Here is a 17,145-nt window from a genome sequence, read left to right on the forward strand (position 1 = left end):
CGCATCGACGCGCGCAGCGGCGTTTGAACCCTCGTCAGCTCACCGCGCTCACATCGAGCGGCGCGCCGGTCTTCGCCTTGATTTCGTCGACGCTCACTCCAGGTGCAAGTTCGGTCACTTTCAAGCCGTTTTCGGTCACTTCGATCACGCCGAGATCGGTGATGATCTCGTCGACCACCCCCACGCCCGTCAGCGGCAGCGTGCATTCTTCGAGGATCTTGTGCTGATCGCCCTTGGCAACGTGCTCCATCAGCACGACCACGCGCTTGACGCCCGCGACCAGGTCCATCGCGCCGCCCATGCCCTTGATCATCTTGCCCGGGATCATCCAGTTCGCGAGATCGCCCTTCTTGCTGATCTGCATCGCGCCGAGGATCGCCAGATTGATGTGGCCGCCGCGAATCATCGCGAACGAATCCGCCGACGAGAAAATCGACGAACCGGGCAGCGTGGTCACCGTCTGCTTGCCGGCGTTGATCAGGTCCGCGTCGACTTCATCTTCGGTCGGCGACGGGCCGATGCCGAGCAGACCGTTCTCCGACTGCAGCCACACTTCGACGCCCGCCGGCACGTGGTTCGCGACCAGCGTCGGCAAGCCGATGCCGAGGTTCACATAAAAACCGTCCTGCAGTTCCTTCGCCGCGCGCGCGGCCATTTCGTCACGAGTCCATGCCATGATCAGTCTCCTTTCGCGCGGACGACGCGTTGTTCGATGCGTTTTTCCGGATGCGCATTCAGCACGATGCGCTGCACGAAGATGCCAGGCGTATGGATCGCGTCCGGATCGAGTTCGCCCACTTCGACGATCTCTTCGACCTCCGCGACGGTGATGCGGCCCGCCATCGCGCACATCGGATTGAAGTTGCGCGCGGTGCGGCGATAGATCAGGTTGCCGGCCTTGTCGGCCTTCCACGCCTTGACGAGCGCGATATCGGCGGTCAGCGAATGTTCGAGTACGTAGTGGTTCTCGCCGAACTGGCGGGTTTCCTTGCCCTCGGCGATCTGCGTACCGAAGCCGGTGTTCGTGAAAAACGCCGGGATGCCCGCGCCGCCCGCGCGCAGCTTCTCGGCGAGCGTGCCTTGCGGCGTGAATTCGAGCTCGAGTTCGCCGGCCAGGTACTGGCGCTCGAACTCCTTGTTCTCACCGACGTACGACGAGATCATCTTCTTGATCTGACGCGTCTCGAGCAGCAGGCCGAGGCCGAAACCGTCGACGCCCGCGTTATTGCTGATGCAGGTGATGCCCCGCACCTTCGAATCGCGCAGCGCCGCGATCAGCGCCTCGGGAATGCCGCACAATCCGAAGCCGCCGACGGCGAACGTCTGCCCGTCCTTGACGATGTCCTTCAGCGCCTCGGCGGCGCCTGGATAGACTTTGTTCATCTGTATGTCCCTTCCTCTATGGAAACCCGAAACCTATGCGCAGGCCGCCGGATCATTGCGACTGATATCGCAACTGGCGAACTTCACGTCGCCTCACGATACCGCTACGTCATTCTAGTAGTCATCCGCGGCATGCGCCGCGTTGTCATCTGCCCGCAAGAGTACGCTGGCCCTGCCATACGGCACAATACGCAAAAATACATAAGTACTTGCCGCCCCGCCCATGCCCGCCCTGGATTACCGCACTGCGTTTCACCTCGCGCCGATCGGACTCGTGCTGTCGCGCGAGCGGACCATCGAAGACTGCAACGACGAACTCGCGTCGATTTTCGGCTACGCGCGAGACGCGCTGATCGGTCAGTCATTCCAGGTGTTGTACCCATCGACGGATGAGTTCGAGCGGATCGGCGCGCGCATTCCGCCGATCATGACCGCGCAAGGCAGCTACGCTGACGACCGCATCATGAAACGCGCGAACGGCGAGCTGTTCTGGTGTCACGTGACGGGCCGCGCGCAGCAGCGCACCGACCCGCACGCGGCGGGCGTCTGGACCTTCGAGGATCTGAGCGCGACCCGCCGGGTGGCGGTGGAACTGACGCCACGCGAGCGCGAAATCGCCGCGCAACTGGTGACGGGCAAGACCAGCAAGCAGATCGGCCGCGTGCTCGACATCAGCCCGCGCACGGTCGACGTCTACCGTGCGCGGCTCATGCGCAAATACGATACGGGCAATGCGACCGAGCTGTTGCAGCGGCTGCTCGGAGATTGACAGAGAAAGAGAGTATGAGGCGCGCGACCGCGTCCTCAGGTAGCGCCGTCAGGCCGCCTTGACGAGCGCCGCGCTCTCGATGGCCGCGCGCAGCACGTCGGGCACCGGCATCGACTTGCCTGCCGCGTAGTCGATCCACACGCATCGCGCGGCGCCCCGCGCATAGAGCGTATCCGGCTCATCGGCACGCAGAAGCTCGAAAGCCGTATCGAAGCTGCTGCGCCCCGGCGTCGCCACCGACATCCGGCCGATCACGTCACCTGGATAGTGCAGCTGCTTCAGAAACTCCATCGACGCATTGACGATCACCGGCCCCTGGCCGTCCGGGCGCTCGCCGAGAAAGTCCATCTGTTCGAACCAGGAAATCCGCACCTGCTCCATGTAGCGGAAATAAACCGTGTTGTTGACGTGACCGAAGGCGTCCATGTCGCCCCATCGAATCGGCATCGTCATTTCGAAAACTGCGTGAAAATCGTTCATGCTGTACTTCCGTTCTTCCTTTTGCTGCCTGACTGTTGAAACTTAGGACGGCCCGCTCACGCGAGCCCGAAACCGTCGTCGGCGGCGATCACCGAGCCGTTGATAAATTGCGATTCGTCCGCCGCGAGCAGCAGGAGCAGCCCGTCGAGGTCCTCCGGCTTGCCAACCCGATGACGCGGCAGCATCGCAATCAGTTTCTGCCCCTGATCGGTCGACCAGTGGTGATGGTTGATCTCGGTGTCGATATACCCGGGGCAGATCGCGTTCACATTGATGCCGTGCTTGCCCCACTCGAGCGCCATCGCCTTCGTCATGTGGACGACCGCGGCCTTGCTCATCGAATACAGGCCGATTTGCGGCAGCACGCGCAAGCCCGCCATCGACGCGATGTTGATGATCCGGTACGACGGCTTCTGTGCGTTGTTGCCGCGCATGATCATGCGCTTGGCGACTTCCTGCGCGACGAAAAAAGCGCCGCGCGTATTGGTGTCGAACACGTATTCGAAGTCCGCCGGCGTGACCTCGGACAGCTTCTGCGTAGTCGACACGCCCGAGTTATTGACGAGGATATCGATGGTGCCGGCTTCGGTCTCCGCGTGCGCGACCGCCGACTTGATGCTTTGGTAGTCGGTCACGTCGAGCGACACCACGTGCGCGGCGCCGCCGGACGCCTCGATTTCCGCACGCAGCTCCTTGAGCCGCTCGGTACGTCGGCTCGCCAGCACGACCTTCGCGCCCGCCTGCGACAGCACCTGCGCGAAGCGCTTGCCCAACCCGCTCGAGGCGCCAGTGATCAGCGCGACCTTGCCTTCCAGATTGATCGAACGGCCCATTGTCTTTCCTTGTTCGGTTGTAAGGACAACTGCGGTTGACGGGGTTTGGTACGACCGCGACTAAGGGTCTATACCGTATCATGAAATAGTACGCTCGTGCTAATCTGTGGCTTTTGGGTTGCGGCGCAGGGATCGATCGCCCACAATACGAACCCGAAAAAAGCATTCTAACGGTAAGAGGAGCATCAATGACCCCCGCAAGTCTCATTGAGCAGTACGGCCCGCGCGAGTCGATGGAGTATGACGTCGTCATCGTCGGCGGCGGCCCTGCGGGCCTGTCGGCTGCCATTCGTCTGAAGCAGCGCGCCGCCGAACAAGGCGTCGAGCTTGGCGTATGCGTACTCGAAAAAGGCTCTGAGATCGGGGCGCATATTCTGTCGGGCGCGGTGATGGACCCGCGCGCGCTGACCGAGCTGATCCCGGAATGGAAGGACAAAGGCGCGCCGCTGACGGTCGAGGTGACCGAAGACCGCTTCCTGTTTCTGTCGGCGACGGGCGCGAAGAGCGTGCCGAACTGGGCGCTGCCGGACAATTTCAAGAACCACGGCAACTACGTGATCAGCCTCGCGAACGTGACGCGCTGGCTGGGTCAACAGGCCGAGGCGCTCGGCGTCGAAATTTTCCCGGGCTTTCCGGCCGCTGAAGTGCTGTACAACGACGACGGCTCGGTCAAGGGCGTCGCGACCGGCAACCTCGGCATCGGCAAGGACGGCGAGCCGACCGAGAACTTCCAGCTCGGCATGGAACTGCACGCGAAGTACACGCTGTTCTGCGAAGGCGCGCGCGGCCACCTCGGCCGCCAGCTGAACGAGAAGTTCAAGCTGCGCGACGGCGTCGATCCGCAGGTGTACGGCATCGGTATCAAGGAGCTGTGGGAGATCGATCCCGCGAAGCACAAGCCGGGTCTGGTGATGCACACGGCCGGCTGGCCGCTTGAAAACGACACGTACGGCGGCTCGTTCCTCTATCACATGGACAACAACCAGGTCGTGGTCGGCTTCGTGGTCGGCCTCGGCTATTCGAATCCGTATCTGTCGCCGTTCGAGGAATTCCAGCGCTATAAGACGCATCCCGCGATCCGCGCGATTCTCGAAGGCGGCAAGCGCGTGTCGTATGGTGCGCGCGCGATCACCGCGGGCGGTCTGATGTCGCTGCCGAAGCTGGTCTTCCCGGGCGGTGCGCTGGTCGGCGACGACGCGGGCTTCCTGAACGCGTCGCGCATCAAGGGTTCGCACGCCGCGATCAAGACCGGCATGCTCGCCGCCGACGCCGCGTTCGCCGCCGTCCAGGCCGGCCGTCAGTCGGACGAACTGACCGCTTATCCGGAAACCTTCAAGACGTCGTGGCTCTACACCGAGCTGTATCGCGCGCGTAACTTCAAGCAGTGGATGAGCAAGGGTCTCTACCTCGGCACGCTGATGGTCGGCGTCGAGCAGAAGCTGCTCGGCGGTAACGTGCCCTGGACGCTGCATCATCAGCATTCCGACCACGAGATGCTGAAGCCGGCTTCGCAGTGCAAGCCGATCACGTATCCGAAGCCGGACGGCAAGCTGACGTTCGACCGGCTCTCATCGGTGTTCATCTCGAACACGAATCACGAGGAAAATCAGCCGGCGCATCTGACGCTGAAAGATCCGACCGTACCGGTCAACGTGAACTGGCAGACCTACGCCGGACCGGAGTCGCGCTATTGCCCGGCTGGCGTGTACGAGTTCGTGAAGAACGACGAAGGCAACGAGCGACTCGTGATCAATGCGCAGAACTGCGTGCACTGCAAGACCTGCGATATCAAGGATCCGACGCAGAATATCGTGTGGGTTACGCCGGAAGGCGGTGGCGGGCCGAACTATCCGAACATGTAACTGTTGTGCTGTTTGCCTTTGCGGCGCTGTGCGATAAGCGGCAGCGTCGCGAAGGCAAATTCCGATAGCGCGCTCGCGCTTTCGTCTGCGCGCATTGTTGCGCGTTTCGTTGGTCCCCTTCCCTATTCTTTTTCATGGCGGCTCGTTCGCCGCCAATCTCGGGCCGCGTCGGCGTTATGGCGCGCTCGCCGCGATCTTTGGCGTGCTCACGGCCACATCGCCGCATTGCGCGCGATGGCGCAGCGCGTGGTCGATCAGCACGAGCGCAAGCATCGATTCGGCGATCGGCGTCGCGCGAATGCCGACGCACGGGTCGTGCCGCCCGAAGGTTTCGACGACCACCGGCTGCCCCGCCTTGTCGATCGAACGGCGCGGCGTGCGAATGCTCGAGGTCGGCTTGATCGCGATCGACACCGTGATGTCCTGCCCCGTCGATATACCGCCGAGCACCCCGCCCGCGTGATTGCCGACGAAGCCCTCCGGCGTCAACTCGTCGCCATGCACCGAGCCGCGTTGCGCGACGCTCGCGAAGCCCGCGCCGATCTCGACGCCTTTCACCGCGTTGATGCCCATCATCGCGTGCGCGATGTCGGCGTCGAGGCGGTCGAACAGCGGCTCGCCGAGGCCGACCGGTACACCGGAGGCAACCACGTTGATGCGCGCGCCGATCGAGTCACCGTCCTTGCGCAGCGCGTCCATATACGCCTCGAGCTGCGGAACGATCTCGGCATTCGGCACGAAGAACGGGTTTTCGCGCACCTGGGCCCAATCGACGAACGGCACGTCGATCTCGCCGAGCGCGGCCATATAGCCGCGAATCTCGGTGCCGAACTTCTCGCGCAGCCATTTCTTCGCGACCGCACCCGCCGCGACCGTCGGCGCCGTCAGCCGTGCCGACGAGCGGCCGCCGCCGCGGTAATCGCGAATGCCGTACTTCTGCCAGTAGGTGTAATCGGCGTGGCCGGGGCGGAACGTCTCGGCGATGTTGCCGTAGTCCTTGCTGCGCTGGTCGGTATTGCGAATCAGCAGCGCGATCGGCGCGCCGGTGGTTTGACCTTCGAACACGCCCGACAGGATCTCGACCTTGTCCTCTTCCTGGCGCTGCGTCACGTGGCGCGACGTGCCCGGCTTGCGGCGATCGAGTTCGAACTGGATATCGGCTTCGTTGAGCGCCATGCCCGGCGGGCAGCCGTCGATCACGCAGCCGATAGCGGGGCCGTGCGATTCGCCGAAGGTCGTGACAGTGAAAAGCGTACCGAGCGTGTTGCCGGACATGAGCGTCGTCCAAAGAAATTCGGGGAGAACGCTATTATGCCAGCCCGCTCGCCTCTAAGGCGGGGCTGGGCGACAGCGCTGCCGAATGCGGGTGATACTGGGCAAACTAGCGACCTCAGCATCCGCGCACCGGCCCAAGGCTATTTGCGCGCGCCGCGCAGCTCGGTCACGATCTGCTGCAGTGTTTCCGGCGTCGCGAGCGCCGGGTCGATCGGCTCGCCGACCGCGAGGCTCAGCCGGGTCATCACGCCCTTTCTGAGCGGACGCGGCCAGTGGGCGTCGACCGCGCGCGAAAACACGCTGCCCCACAGACCGCGCAGCGCCATCGGAATAACCGGCGCCGGCGTGCGCCTGACGATCTCGGCGACGCCGTGGCGAAACGGATTCAGTTCGCCGGTGCGCGTCAGCTTGCCTTCGGGAAAGATGCACACGAGCTCGCCGTCCGCGAGCGCCTGCGCGCACAGATCGTAGGCACGCGTGAGCAGCGCCGCGTCCTGATGCGCGGGCGCGATCGGGATCGCCTTCGCATGCCGGAACAGCCAGCCGATGAACGGCGAGCGGAAGATCTGATGGTCCATCACGAAGCGGATCGGCCGCGGGCTTTCGGCCATGATGACGATCGCATCGACGAAACTGACGTGGTTGCACACGAGCACCGCCGCGCCGTGCTCCGGAATGCGCTCCGCGTGCACGAGCCGGATCCGGTAAAACGTATGCACGAGCAGCCACGCAACGAAGCGCAGCAGGAACTCGGGCACGAGCGAATAGATGTAGCCCGCGACGACCACGTTCAGCAGCGCGGTGACGAGAAAAATTGCCGGAATGCTGAAGCCCGCGGCGGTCAGGGCCATCGCCATCAGCGCCGACACGATCATGAACAGCGAGTTGAGGATATTGTTCGCGGCGATGATGCGCGCGCTATGACTCGGCTGACTACGGCTCTGAATCAGCGCATAGAGCGGCACGCTGTAGAAGCCGCCGAACATCGCGAGCAGGAACAGATCGGCGAGCACGCGCCAATGCGCGAGCCGCGCGACAAATTCGCCGACGCTGAGCAGATGCCCCGGCGGCGGCAGCGCGTGGCTCGCGAAAAAAAGATCGATCGCGAACACGCTCATGCCGATCGAGCCGAGCGGCACGAGGCCGACTTCGATCCGCCGCTTCGACAGCCGTTCGCACAGCAGCGAGCCGATGCCGATGCCGATTGAGAACGTGGCGAGCAGCACGGTCACGACGTCCGGATCGGCGGACAGCACGTCCTTCGCAAAATTGAAAAACGACGCGAGGAACGTCGCGCCGACGAACCACAGCCACGAAATGCCGAGCAGGCTCAGAAACACCGTGCGGTTCTCGTGCGCCAGTTTCAGATTGCGCCACGTTTCGCTGACTGGGTTCCAGTTGATGCGCAACCCGGGTTGCGGCGCCGGCGTAGCCGGCACGAAGCCGGAGACCGCGCGCCCGATCAGCGCGATCGCGATACACGCGCCAGCGAGCACCACCGCGCCATGCTCGGCGAACCCCGCGCCCGCGCCGCCGACGATCGTGCCGACCAGGATCGCGACGAAGGTGCCCATCTCGATCATGCCGTTGCCGCCGACCAGCTCCGCCTTCGACAGATGCTGCGGCAGATACGAATACTTGACCGGCCCGAATACGGTCGAATGCACGCCCATCAGGAACGTGCAGAGATACAGCAACGGTGCGCTATGCAGCCAGAAGCCCGCGCCGCCGACCAGCATCACCGCGATCTCGAAAGTCTTGACGAGACGCGTGAGCAACGCCTTGTCGTACTTGTCCGCGATCTGGCCGGAAGTGGCCGAAAACAGCACGAACGGCAAAATGAAAATCGCCGAGATCAGGAACGCCGCGGTTGTTGGGTCGACACCCGAAAACCGCGCCGCCTGATACGTGACGAGCGACGTGAAGCCGATCTTGAACACGTTGTCGTTCATCGCGCCGAGAAACTGCGTCCAGAAGAACGGCGCGAAACGGCGCTGGCGAAGCAGGCGGAACTGGGATTCGTGCGCTTCGTGCGCGCGAGCGGCGCGCCGGGCGGCAGGCAACGGACGATCGTTCATGAATTCAGAACAACGGCGCGGAAAATGGCAATGAAGCGCGCGGAGCGGCGGACAAACGGCCCGGACACAAAAAAAGCGCCCGCTTGCGCGCGCGCCCTGTCGGCAGATTCGCGCTCGCGGCGACGGCCGGAGCGCGACGTTCGAGCCACGCGCATCAACGCGCCGGCTGCTGGTCCTGTCCTTCCTGCTCTTCCGGCCAGTCGCGGATATAGGCCTTCAGCATGCGGTTCTCGAACCCCTGCTCCTCGACCACCGCCTTGGCGACGTCGTAAAACGAGATGACGCCCATCAGCGTGCGGCTTTCCATGACCGGCAGATAACGCACGTGATGCTCGAGCATCATGCGGCGCACTTCGTTGACGTCGGTTTCGGGCGTGCAGGTGAGCGGATGGTCGTCCATCACCTTGCGGATCGTCGACGTACCGACGCTGCCGCCGTTCTCCCTCAAGGTCAGAATGATTTCGCGAAACGTCAGCATGCCGACGAGGTCGCCGTACTCCATCACGACGAGCGAGCCGATGTCGTGCTCGGCCATGGTGATGACGGCGTCATGCAGCGTGGTATCCGGCGTGACCGTAAAAAGGGTGTTGCCCTTGACTTTAAGAATGTCGCTGACTCGCATCATCTATCTCCTGGTACCGCCAATCTTGCAGTGCATTAAATGGTTGTTTCGATCCTATCGGAAAGGCCCATAAAAGGAAAGCGGCCCGCCAGCCAAGGCTCGGCGGGCTTTCGGGGGCTCCAATTCAGCTGACTTTCAGATAGCGAGCATGCCCCGCTCCCGGCACGAGCCGCACAAACCCGTGCTCCACCCGCGGGAAAACCGCGCTTGAAGCGGCGCGCGCCAATGATAGGATGGCCGGCCCACCCTGATCATTCGCGTGGCCCCTCCCGGCCCGCCGCACACGATGTCCGCCAACCGTTTCGATACGCTTGCGCTGCACGCCGGCGCTGCCCCCGACCCCGCCACCGGCGCGCGCGCGACGCCGATCTACCAGACCACGTCGTTTTCGTTCCGCGACTCGGACCACGCCGCCGCGCTGTTCAACATGGAGCGCGCCGGCCACGTCTACTCGCGCATCTCGAATCCGACCGTCGCCGTGTTCGAAGAGCGCGTCGCCGCGCTCGAAAACGGCGCCGGCGCGATCGGCACCGCGAGCGGCCAGGCCGCGCTGCATCTGGCGATCGCGACGCTGATGGGCGCCGGCTCGCACATCGTCGCGTCGAGCGCGCTGTACGGCGGCTCGCACAATCTGCTGCATTACACGCTGCGGCGCTTCGGTATCGAGACGACCTTCGTGAAGCCCGGCGACCTCGACGCGTGGCGTGCCGCGCTGCGCCCCAACACGCGCCTGCTGTTCGGCGAAACGCTCGGCAATCCGGGCCTCGAGGTGCTCGACATCGCCGCGCTCGCGCAGATCGCGCACGCGCACCGCGTGCCGTTGCTGGTCGACTCGACCTTCACGACGCCCTACCTGCTGCGCCCGTTCGAACACGGCGCCGACTTCGTCTACCACTCGGCGACCAAGTTTCTCGGCGGCCACGGCACGACGATCGGCGGCGTGCTGGTCGACGGCGGCACGTTCGACTTCGAGGCTTCCGGCCTCTTTCCCGAATTCACCGAGCCGTACGACGGTTTCCACGGCATGGTGTTCGCCGAGGAAAGCACGGTCGCGCCGTTCCTGCTGCGCGCGCGGCGCGAAGGCTTGCGCGACTTCGGCGCGTGCCTGCATCCGCAGGCCGCGTGGCAATTGCTGCAAGGCATCGAGACGCTGCCGTTGCGCATGGAGCGGCACGTCGCGAACACACGCCGCGTGGTCGAGTTTCTCGCCGGTCATGCGGCGGTGGAATCGGTTGCCTATCCCGAGCTGCCGACGCATCCCGACCACGCGCTCGCGAAGCGGCTGCTACCGCGCGGCGCCGGCGCGGTGTTCAGCTTCAACCTGCGCGGCGACCGCGCGGCCGGGCGCGCCTTCATCGAAGCGCTGACGCTGTTCTCGCACCTCGCGAACGTCGGCGACGCGCGCTCGCTGGTGATCCACCCGGCATCGACGACGCACTTCCGCATGGATGCCACGGCGCTCGCCGCGGCCGGCATCACCGAAGGCACGATCCGTCTGTCGATCGGGCTCGAAGATCCGGATGACCTGATCGACGATCTCAAGCGCGCGCTGAAGGCCGCGCAAAAAACCGCCGCTGCGGCGCCCGCCGCCACGAACGCCCCCGCCCGACCGGAGTCCGCATGATCGTCACCGTCCAAGGCAAACCGGCCTACGCCTACACCGGCGGCAAACCCTTCGACGCGAGCCTGCCGAGCGCCGTGTTCATCCACGGCGCCGAGCACGATCACAGCGTGTGGGCGCTGCAAAGCCGCTATTTCGCGCATCACGGCTTCGGCGTGCTCGCGCTCGACCTGCCGGGCCACCGGCGCAGCGCCGGCCCCGCGCTCGCCAGCATCGCCGCGCTGGCCGACTGGCTCGCCGCGCTGCTCGATGCCGTGGGCGTCGCGCGTGCATTCGTCGCCGGTCACAGCATGGGCTCGCTGATCGCGCTCGACTTCGCCGGCCGCTATCCGCAGCGCGCCACGCATCTTGCGCTGCTCGCGAGCGCGCTGCCGATGACGGTTTCCGACGCGCTGCTCGACGCCGCGCTCAATCGGGAGCCCGAGGCGATCGACATGGTCAATCAGTGGTCGCATTCGACGCTCGCGGCGAAGCCCTCGTGCCCCGGCCCCGGCTTCTGGCTGCACGGTATGAACCAGCGGCTGATGGAGCACGTGTCCGCTAGCGGCGAACCGCATCTGTTCCACACCGATTTCACCGCATGCCATACCTATGCGGACGGCCTCGCCCGCGCGGCGCAGGTGCGTTGCGCGACGCGCCTGATCGTCGGCCGGCGCGATGCGATGACGCCACCGCGCGCGGCGACAGCGCTCGCCGATGCGCTCGCGCAGGCGGGCACGCCGGTCGACACCGTCATGCTCGATGCGGGCCACGCTTTGATGACCGAGCAACCCGACGCGACGCTCGATGCGCTGTACAGCTTCGCTACGCGTGCGCCGCACGAAGCGCGCTGAATCACGACGATATCCACGCCGAACCTGCCGCGCCGTTGGCCAAATGGCCAGGTTGCGTTAGGCAGGCGATCGCCGGAGAATGATTTGAAGCTGTCTTTTTCAGCCTCCGGAGGCCGTTATGGCTCATACAGCACATACCGATCACTTCGCGAGCTTCGCGGAGTTTTACCCGTACTACCTGAGCGAGCATCGCAACATCGCGTCGCGGCGGCTGCATTTCGTCGGCTCGCTCGGTGTAATTGGCTTTCTCGCGATGGCGCTCGCCACCGGCAACTGGGTATGGCTGCCGGCGACCGTGGTGTGCGGCTATGGTTTCGCGTGGGTCGGCCATTTCTTCTTCGAAAAGAACAAGCCGGCCACCTTCCGTCATCCGCTTTACAGCCTGATGGGCGACTGGGTGATGTTCAAGGACATCTGCGTGGGGAAGATATCGTTGTAGTTTTACCAGGTCGGCTCGAAGTCGAGCCGACCTGTCATGCCGCCTGGTGCGGCATCGAAGCCGCCGCACGTTCGTCTCCGGGTCGCGCCGCCCTTGCCGCCGCGCGCGAAGCGAGCAGCGCGGCGAGCGTCACCTTCAGCTGGTCGTTGTCGAGCGCGGCGAGCAGCATGCCGCCGTCAACCCGCGTGGAGTCGAGTTCGAGCTGATACGTGAGCTCCGCGCGGTCGATCACGAACAGGTCGTACAGCCGCTGCACGGTCACCTGCGCCGGGTTAGCGAGCAGCACGTAGTGCGGGCCGGTATGGTCCTCCTCCAGCCGCGCGATCCATTCGATCTCCTCGAGACGCTGCAACAGAATCAGCGTCGTATCCTTGTCGCGGCGAAGCATGCGTGCAAGCTCGGGCATCGTGTAGCCGCGTCTGCCGCCCTCACGCGCTTCGCACAGCCGCGCGAGCAATTCGAGCGAATCGAACAGATTGCTGCCATAGAACACCGGGCGGTGAAACTGACCGATGCGGATCGCCGGCAACGCCGATGCGATCATCGCGCCGGTCAGCGTGATGAACCAGCACAGATACATCCACACGAGGAACAGCGGCACCGCGGCGAACGCGCCGTACACGGCCGTATAGGTCGGAATACGGCGCACGTAGTACCCGAAGCCGCGCTTGGCGAGCTCGAACGCGACCGCGGCGATCACGCCGCCGACCACCGCGTCGCGCCATTCGACACGGCAGTTCGGCAAATAAACGTAAAGGATCGTGAACGCGAGCATCGTGAACGGCAGCGTGGCGCTCGCGAGCGCCCATTCGATCAGCGGTGTGATGCGCTGCGCGGCGCTGAACGACATCGATTGCGTGAACAGATACGACGAGATGGACAGGCTCACGCCGATCAGGATCGGACCGAGCGTGATGATCGCCCAGTACACGAGAATGCGCTGCGCGACGGGCCGCGCCTTGCGCACGCGCCAGATCACGTTGAACGCGGACTCGACGGTCATCATCGTCATCACCGCGGTGACGAACAGGATGATCATGCCGATCGTGGTCAGCCCTTTGGCCTTCGACGCGAACTGGTTCAGATACTTGAAGATCTGATCGTTCAGTTGCGCGGGCATCAGGTGATCGGCAAGAAAAAACTGCAACGACGCCTGGAACGAGCTGAAGATCGGAAACGCGGTGAACAGCGCAAACGCGACGGTGGCGAGCGGCACGAGTGCGAGCATCGTGGTGAACGTCAGGCTGCCCGCGACCTGCGGAATCCGGTCCTCGCCGATGCGTTGCGCGGCGAATGCCGCGAGCCGTTTGAGCGTGTCGAGATCGAAACGCACCCTAACCAACAAACCTGCCTCCTTGCTTGCTAAACCGTCGGAACGGGACTGCGGGAACCCCGTGCGGCGTTCGGCCGGACCTGCTGGCCGAACGGCTATGAATGGCCTGTGCAACGGACCGAACCCCTATAATACCCGTTCAATGATGAGGCCTATGAAAGACATTCTCGTGCTTTATTACAGCCGTCACGGCGCCACGCGCGAGCTCGCGCTGGCGATCGCGCACGGCGTCGACAGCGTCCCCGGCATGCAGGCGCGCGTGCGCACCGTACCGGCGGTTTCCACGGTCTGCGAGGCGAGCGAGCCGGACATTCCCGCCGAAGGACCACCGTACGTCGAGCTGCGTGACCTCGAAGAATGCGCGGGCCTCGCGCTCGGCTCGCCGACCCGCTTCGGCAACATGGCGGCCGCGCTCAAATACTTTCTCGACGGCACCACGCCGCAGTGGCTATCGGGCGCGCTGGCGGGCAAGCCGGCCTGCGTGTTCACGTCGACCGGCAGCCTGCACGGCGGCCAGGAATCCACGCTGCTGTCGATGATGCTGCCGCTGCTTCATCACGGCATGCTGATCGTCGGCATTCCGTACACGGAGAGCGTGCTGTCCACCACGCAAACCGGCGGTACGCCGTACGGCGCGTCGCATTTCTCGCGCGTGGGCACGACCGGCCATGGCATCTCCGCCGACGAACGGACGCTCGCCATCGCGCTGGGTGCGCGGGTTGCGCGCACGGCGGCGTCGATGTCAGAAAGGCCGTGAGCGCAAAGCCGTGAACGACCCGCACCCGCAACCAACCGACCGCGACGACGCCCGTCGGGACACCAGCGGCGCGGAATTCGCAAGCACGTCGGCAGCCGCAACCGTCGTACCCGTGCAGCCCAAAGCCGCCGCCGCGCTCGTCGCCGCTTTCACACTGGTCGCGATGATCGTGCTGGCGGTCGCATGGGAATGGTGGCTCGCGCCGTTGCGGCCTGGCGGCTCCCTGCTCGTGCTGAAGGCGTTGCCGCTGCTCTCCGCGTTGCCGGGCGTGTGGCGGCGTCGGCTCTATACGATGCAATGGGCGTCGATGCTGGTCCTGCTGTATTTCGCCGAAGGCGTCGTGCGCGGCTGGAGCGATCAAGGCCTGGGCGCGCGGCTCGGCTGGCTGCAAGCAGCGCTCGCCGTGATCTTCTTCACCTGCGCGCTCGCGTATGTGGGGCCGTTCAAGCGCGCGGCGAAACGCGCCGCGAAACAAGCCGCAAAGCAGGCCGTAAAGCAAACCACCCGCGAACCAACCCCGCCCGCCTGACGTCCAAGCTTCAAAACCGTCAACCGATCCACATGAACCACACCGCTTTTCTCGCCGCCTGCCGCGACGCCATCGGCGCGGCTCACGTCCTGACCGATCCGCACGACACCGCTCCCTTTCTGACCGACTGGCGCCGCCGCTACACCGGCGCGGCCTGCGCTGTGCTGTGCCCGGCCACGTCCGCGGAAGCCGCCGCGCTCGTCACACTCGCGGTCGAACATCGCGTCGCGCTGGTGCCCCAGGGCGGGAACACAGGCCTCGCGGGCGGCGCGACTCCTGACGCTAGCGGCACGCAAGCGGTCATCAGCCTGCGCCGATTGAATCGCGTGCGCGACATCGATCCGCACAACAACACGATCACCGTCGAAGCCGGCGTGATCCTCGCCGACGTGCAGAAGCACGCCGAAGCGGCCGGGCGTCTGTTTGCGCTGAGCCTCGCCGCCGAAGGCAGCTGCACGATCGGCGGCAATCTGTCGACCAACGCGGGCGGCACCGGCGTGCTCCGCTATGGCACCACGCGCGAGCTATGCCTCGGCCTCGAAGTGGTGACGCCGCAAGGCGAACTGTGGGACGGCCTGCGCGGGCTGCGCAAGGACAACACCGGCTACGATCTGCGCGACCTGTTCATCGGCGCGGAAGGCACGCTCGGCCTGATTACCGCGGCAGTGATGAAGCTGCATCCGCAGCCGGCGGCGCGCGTCACGGCGCTCGCCGCGCTCGCGTCGCCGCATGCGGCGCTCGATTTTCTCGCGCTCACGCAACGCGTCGCCGGGCCGCTGCTGACCGGCTTCGAGCTGATGTCGGATTTCTGCCTGCGCCTCGTCGGCCGGCATTTCGAACAGATGCGTTATCCGTTCGCCGAGCCGCATGCGCAAGTCGTGCTGCTCGAACTGTCGGACAGCGAAAGCGAAGAGCACGCGCGCACGCTGTTCGAGGGGCTGATGGAAACCGCGCTCGAACAGGGTCTCGTCGAAGACGCCGTGGTCGCGGAAAACCTCGCGCAGTCGCGCGCGTTCTGGAATCTGCGCGAGCACATTCCGCTCGCGCAGGCCGAGGAAGGGCTGAACATCAAGCACGACATCGCGGTGCCCATCTCACGCATCGGCCACTTCGTCGAAGCGACCGATGCCGCGATCGCGCAAGCCGCGCCGGGCGCGCGCATGGTCACGTTCGGCCATCTGGGCGACGGCAATCTGCACTACAACGTGCAGGCGCCCGAGGGCGTCGACGCGAAAGCGTTTCTGCGGCAGTACCAGAGCCCGATCAACCGGATCGTCTACGACAGCGTGAATGCGCACCGCGGCAGCATCAGTGCGGAACACGGACTCGGCCAACTGAAGATCGACGAGGCCGCGCACTACAAGCAGGACGTCGAGGTGCGGATAATGCGCGCGATCAAGCACGCGCTCGATCCGCTGAACCTGATGAATCCGGGCAAGGTGCTACGCTAATGTTTGAAGCCTCCGCGATCCGGCGCGGCGGCGTTTCGCAGGAGTCGCGTCCGTGAAGATTCGCGTGCTGTCCGATCTGCATCTGGAAAACGACGAGCCTGAACTGATCCCGCATGCGCAGGCGGATCTGGTCGTGCTGGCGGGCGACATTCACAACCATGGGGCCGGCCCGCGCTGGGCCGCACAGGCGTTCGACGACACGGTGCCGGTCGTCTACGTGCCCGGCAATCACGAGTACTACGACGGTGAGTTCGGCGCGCTGGAGAGCGCGACGCTCGACGCGGCCGCGCAGGTCGATAACGTGCACGTGCTGAACAACGCCACGCTCGTCGATAGCCAGGGGCGCTGGCGCGTGCTCGGCACGACGTTGTGGACCGACTTCGCGCTGTACGGCGCGACGCCCGAAGCTATCGAGGAATCGATCGTCGCCGCGCGCCGCGTCATGCTCGACTATCGCGGGCTGATCCAGATGAACTGGCCGCACGACCCGCGCGACACCGCGCGCGACTTCACGCCCGCCGACTCGCTCGCGCTGCACCAGCATGCGCGCGCGTGGCTCGAAAGCGAGCTGACCAAACCGTTCGCCGGCCAAACGATCGTGGTCACGCACCATGCGCCGCATCGGCTGAGTCTCGCCGAGCGCTTTGCCGAGGACCGCGCGTCGGCGGGCTTCGTCAATCACCTGCCGGAGCTCGTGCGCGCGCCCGTCGCGTTATGGATTCACGGCCACACGCATACGTCGTTCGACTATGTGGTGGACGGCACGCGTGTCGTGTGCAATCCGCGCGGCTATTTCGACCGGCGCAAGCGCGAGTGGGAAAATCCGCTGTTTGCGTGGGACAAGGTCGTCGAGATCTAGCTGGTTCTAGCGGGCCCGCTC

The 17,145-nt window shown here is 65.0% G+C and carries 17 protein-coding genes; 9 read left to right on the plus strand and 8 right to left on the minus strand.

Annotated elements, in window-relative coordinates:
• Positions 1-34: 34 nt before the first annotated feature.
• Both VSR82_RS03725 and VSR82_RS03730 read right to left on the minus strand, forming a co-directional pair.
• Complete coding sequence (locus VSR82_RS03725; protein WP_013089923.1) at positions 35-676, minus strand: CoA transferase subunit B; 642 nt, start codon at positions 674-676, stop codon at positions 35-37.
• A gap of 2 nt (positions 677-678) precedes the next feature.
• Complete coding sequence (locus VSR82_RS03730; RefSeq protein ID WP_429458628.1) at positions 679-1,383, minus strand: CoA transferase subunit A; 705 nt, start codon at positions 1,381-1,383, stop codon at positions 679-681.
• 223 nt (positions 1,384-1,606) lie between these two features.
• Here VSR82_RS03730 and VSR82_RS03735 point away from each other — a divergent pair, with 223 nt between their 5' ends.
• Positions 1,607-2,152, plus strand: a complete 546-nt coding sequence (locus tag VSR82_RS03735; RefSeq protein WP_429458626.1) for a helix-turn-helix transcriptional regulator — start codon at positions 1,607-1,609, stop codon at positions 2,150-2,152.
• A 48-nt stretch (positions 2,153-2,200) separates the two neighbouring features.
• On the opposite strand, the gene VSR82_RS03740 is transcribed toward VSR82_RS03735, so the two are convergent.
• Together VSR82_RS03740 and VSR82_RS03745 are read right to left on the minus strand one after the other, a co-directional pair.
• Positions 2,201-2,632, minus strand: coding sequence for an acyl-CoA thioesterase (locus tag VSR82_RS03740; RefSeq protein ID WP_498857490.1), 432 nt, complete (start codon positions 2,630-2,632; stop codon positions 2,201-2,203).
• Between the two features lie 56 nt (positions 2,633-2,688).
• Entirely contained in the window at positions 2,689-3,465 is a 777-nt protein-coding gene (locus VSR82_RS03745) for an SDR family oxidoreductase (protein WP_013089927.1), read from the minus strand.
• A gap of 188 nt (positions 3,466-3,653) precedes the next feature.
• On the opposite strand from VSR82_RS03745, the gene VSR82_RS03750 reads away from it, so the two are divergent.
• Entirely contained in the window at positions 3,654-5,327 is a 1,674-nt protein-coding gene (locus VSR82_RS03750; RefSeq protein ID WP_429458623.1) for an electron transfer flavoprotein-ubiquinone oxidoreductase, read from the plus strand.
• A gap of 174 nt (positions 5,328-5,501) precedes the next feature.
• Here VSR82_RS03750 and aroC read toward each other — a convergent pair whose 3' ends face one another.
• From aroC to VSR82_RS03765, 3 genes are all read right to left on the minus strand, one after another.
• Entirely contained in the window at positions 5,502-6,602 is a 1,101-nt protein-coding gene (gene aroC, locus VSR82_RS03755) for a chorismate synthase (protein WP_008924141.1), read from the minus strand.
• 140 nt (positions 6,603-6,742) lie between these two features.
• On the minus strand, positions 6,743-8,680 hold the full coding sequence (locus tag VSR82_RS03760; RefSeq protein WP_498857491.1) for an MFS transporter: 1,938 nt from the start codon (positions 8,678-8,680) through the stop codon (positions 6,743-6,745).
• Positions 8,681-8,834: 154 nt separating this feature from the next.
• Positions 8,835-9,302: a CBS domain-containing protein gene (locus VSR82_RS03765; RefSeq protein ID WP_176108073.1), complete on the minus strand. Its 468-nt coding sequence runs from the start codon at positions 9,300-9,302 to the stop codon at positions 8,835-8,837.
• A 286-nt stretch (positions 9,303-9,588) separates the two neighbouring features.
• On the opposite strand from VSR82_RS03765, the gene VSR82_RS03770 reads away from it, so the two are divergent.
• From VSR82_RS03770 to VSR82_RS03780, 3 genes are all read left to right on the plus strand, one after another.
• On the plus strand, positions 9,589-10,926 hold the full coding sequence (locus VSR82_RS03770) for an O-acetylhomoserine aminocarboxypropyltransferase (protein WP_498857492.1): 1,338 nt from the start codon (positions 9,589-9,591) through the stop codon (positions 10,924-10,926).
• Positions 10,923-11,756, plus strand: coding sequence for an alpha/beta fold hydrolase (locus VSR82_RS03775; protein ID WP_429458620.1), 834 nt, complete (start codon positions 10,923-10,925; stop codon positions 11,754-11,756). The genes VSR82_RS03770 and VSR82_RS03775 overlap by 4 nt, the downstream gene beginning before the upstream one ends.
• Before the next feature lie 118 nt (positions 11,757-11,874).
• Complete coding sequence (locus VSR82_RS03780) at positions 11,875-12,195, plus strand: Mpo1-like protein (protein WP_429458619.1); 321 nt, start codon at positions 11,875-11,877, stop codon at positions 12,193-12,195.
• A gap of 34 nt (positions 12,196-12,229) precedes the next feature.
• Here the strand turns inward: VSR82_RS03780 and VSR82_RS03785 are convergent, their stop codons facing one another.
• Positions 12,230-13,540, minus strand: coding sequence for a YihY family inner membrane protein (locus VSR82_RS03785; RefSeq protein ID WP_410847790.1), 1,311 nt, complete (start codon positions 13,538-13,540; stop codon positions 12,230-12,232).
• Positions 13,541-13,682: 142 nt separating this feature from the next.
• On the opposite strand from VSR82_RS03785, the gene wrbA reads away from it, so the two are divergent.
• Genes wrbA through VSR82_RS03805 form a run of 4 tightly spaced genes read left to right on the plus strand, consistent with a single transcriptional unit; the run spans position 13,683 to position 17,124 of the window.
• Positions 13,683-14,285 carry an NAD(P)H:quinone oxidoreductase gene (wrbA, locus tag VSR82_RS03790; RefSeq protein WP_429458618.1) on the plus strand — a complete coding sequence of 201 codons (603 nt, stop codon included), beginning with the start codon at positions 13,683-13,685 and terminating at the stop codon, positions 14,283-14,285.
• A gap of 10 nt (positions 14,286-14,295) precedes the next feature.
• Positions 14,296-14,814, plus strand: coding sequence for a DUF2069 domain-containing protein (locus tag VSR82_RS03795; RefSeq protein WP_498857493.1), 519 nt, complete (start codon positions 14,296-14,298; stop codon positions 14,812-14,814).
• 32 nt (positions 14,815-14,846) lie between these two features.
• Positions 14,847-16,265 (plus strand): FAD-binding oxidoreductase, encoded by a 1,419-nt coding sequence (locus VSR82_RS03800; RefSeq protein ID WP_429458614.1) that lies wholly within the window; start codon positions 14,847-14,849, stop codon positions 16,263-16,265.
• A gap of 52 nt (positions 16,266-16,317) precedes the next feature.
• Positions 16,318-17,124 carry a metallophosphoesterase gene (locus VSR82_RS03805; protein ID WP_429458612.1) on the plus strand — a complete coding sequence of 269 codons (807 nt, stop codon included), beginning with the start codon at positions 16,318-16,320 and terminating at the stop codon, positions 17,122-17,124.
• Positions 17,125-17,145 lie beyond the last annotated feature (21 nt).

Origin of the sequence: Burkholderia sp. JPY481, assembly GCF_038900515.1 — a bacterium.
Classification (GTDB): domain Bacteria; phylum Pseudomonadota; class Gammaproteobacteria; order Burkholderiales; family Burkholderiaceae; genus Paraburkholderia; species Paraburkholderia youngii.

Coding starts and splice junctions, on each gene's coding strand:
- VSR82_RS03770 (WP_498857492.1), top strand. CDS start 9,589: ATGTCCGCCAACCGTTTCGATACGCTTGCGCTGCACGCCGGCGCTGCC.
- VSR82_RS03765 (WP_176108073.1), bottom strand. CDS start 9,302: ATGCGAGTCAGCGACATTCTTAAAGTCAAGGGCAACACCCTTTTTACG.
- VSR82_RS03745 (WP_013089927.1), bottom strand. CDS start 3,465: ATGGGCCGTTCGATCAATCTGGAAGGCAAGGTCGCGCTGATCACTGGC.
- aroC (WP_008924141.1), bottom strand. CDS start 6,602: ATGTCCGGCAACACGCTCGGTACGCTTTTCACTGTCACGACCTTCGGC.
- VSR82_RS03760 (WP_498857491.1), bottom strand. CDS start 8,680: ATGAACGATCGTCCGTTGCCTGCCGCCCGGCGCGCCGCTCGCGCGCAC.
- wrbA (WP_429458618.1), top strand. CDS start 13,683: ATGAAAGACATTCTCGTGCTTTATTACAGCCGTCACGGCGCCACGCGC.
- VSR82_RS03725 (WP_013089923.1), bottom strand. CDS start 676: ATGGCATGGACTCGTGACGAAATGGCCGCGCGCGCGGCGAAGGAACTG.
- VSR82_RS03775 (WP_429458620.1), top strand. CDS start 10,923: ATGATCGTCACCGTCCAAGGCAAACCGGCCTACGCCTACACCGGCGGC.
- VSR82_RS03740 (WP_498857490.1), bottom strand. CDS start 2,632: ATGAACGATTTTCACGCAGTTTTCGAAATGACGATGCCGATTCGATGG.
- VSR82_RS03750 (WP_429458623.1), top strand. CDS start 3,654: ATGACCCCCGCAAGTCTCATTGAGCAGTACGGCCCGCGCGAGTCGATG.
- VSR82_RS03730 (WP_429458628.1), bottom strand. CDS start 1,383: ATGAACAAAGTCTATCCAGGCGCCGCCGAGGCGCTGAAGGACATCGTC.
- VSR82_RS03800 (WP_429458614.1), top strand. CDS start 14,847: ATGAACCACACCGCTTTTCTCGCCGCCTGCCGCGACGCCATCGGCGCG.
- VSR82_RS03780 (WP_429458619.1), top strand. CDS start 11,875: ATGGCTCATACAGCACATACCGATCACTTCGCGAGCTTCGCGGAGTTT.
- VSR82_RS03735 (WP_429458626.1), top strand. CDS start 1,607: ATGCCCGCCCTGGATTACCGCACTGCGTTTCACCTCGCGCCGATCGGA.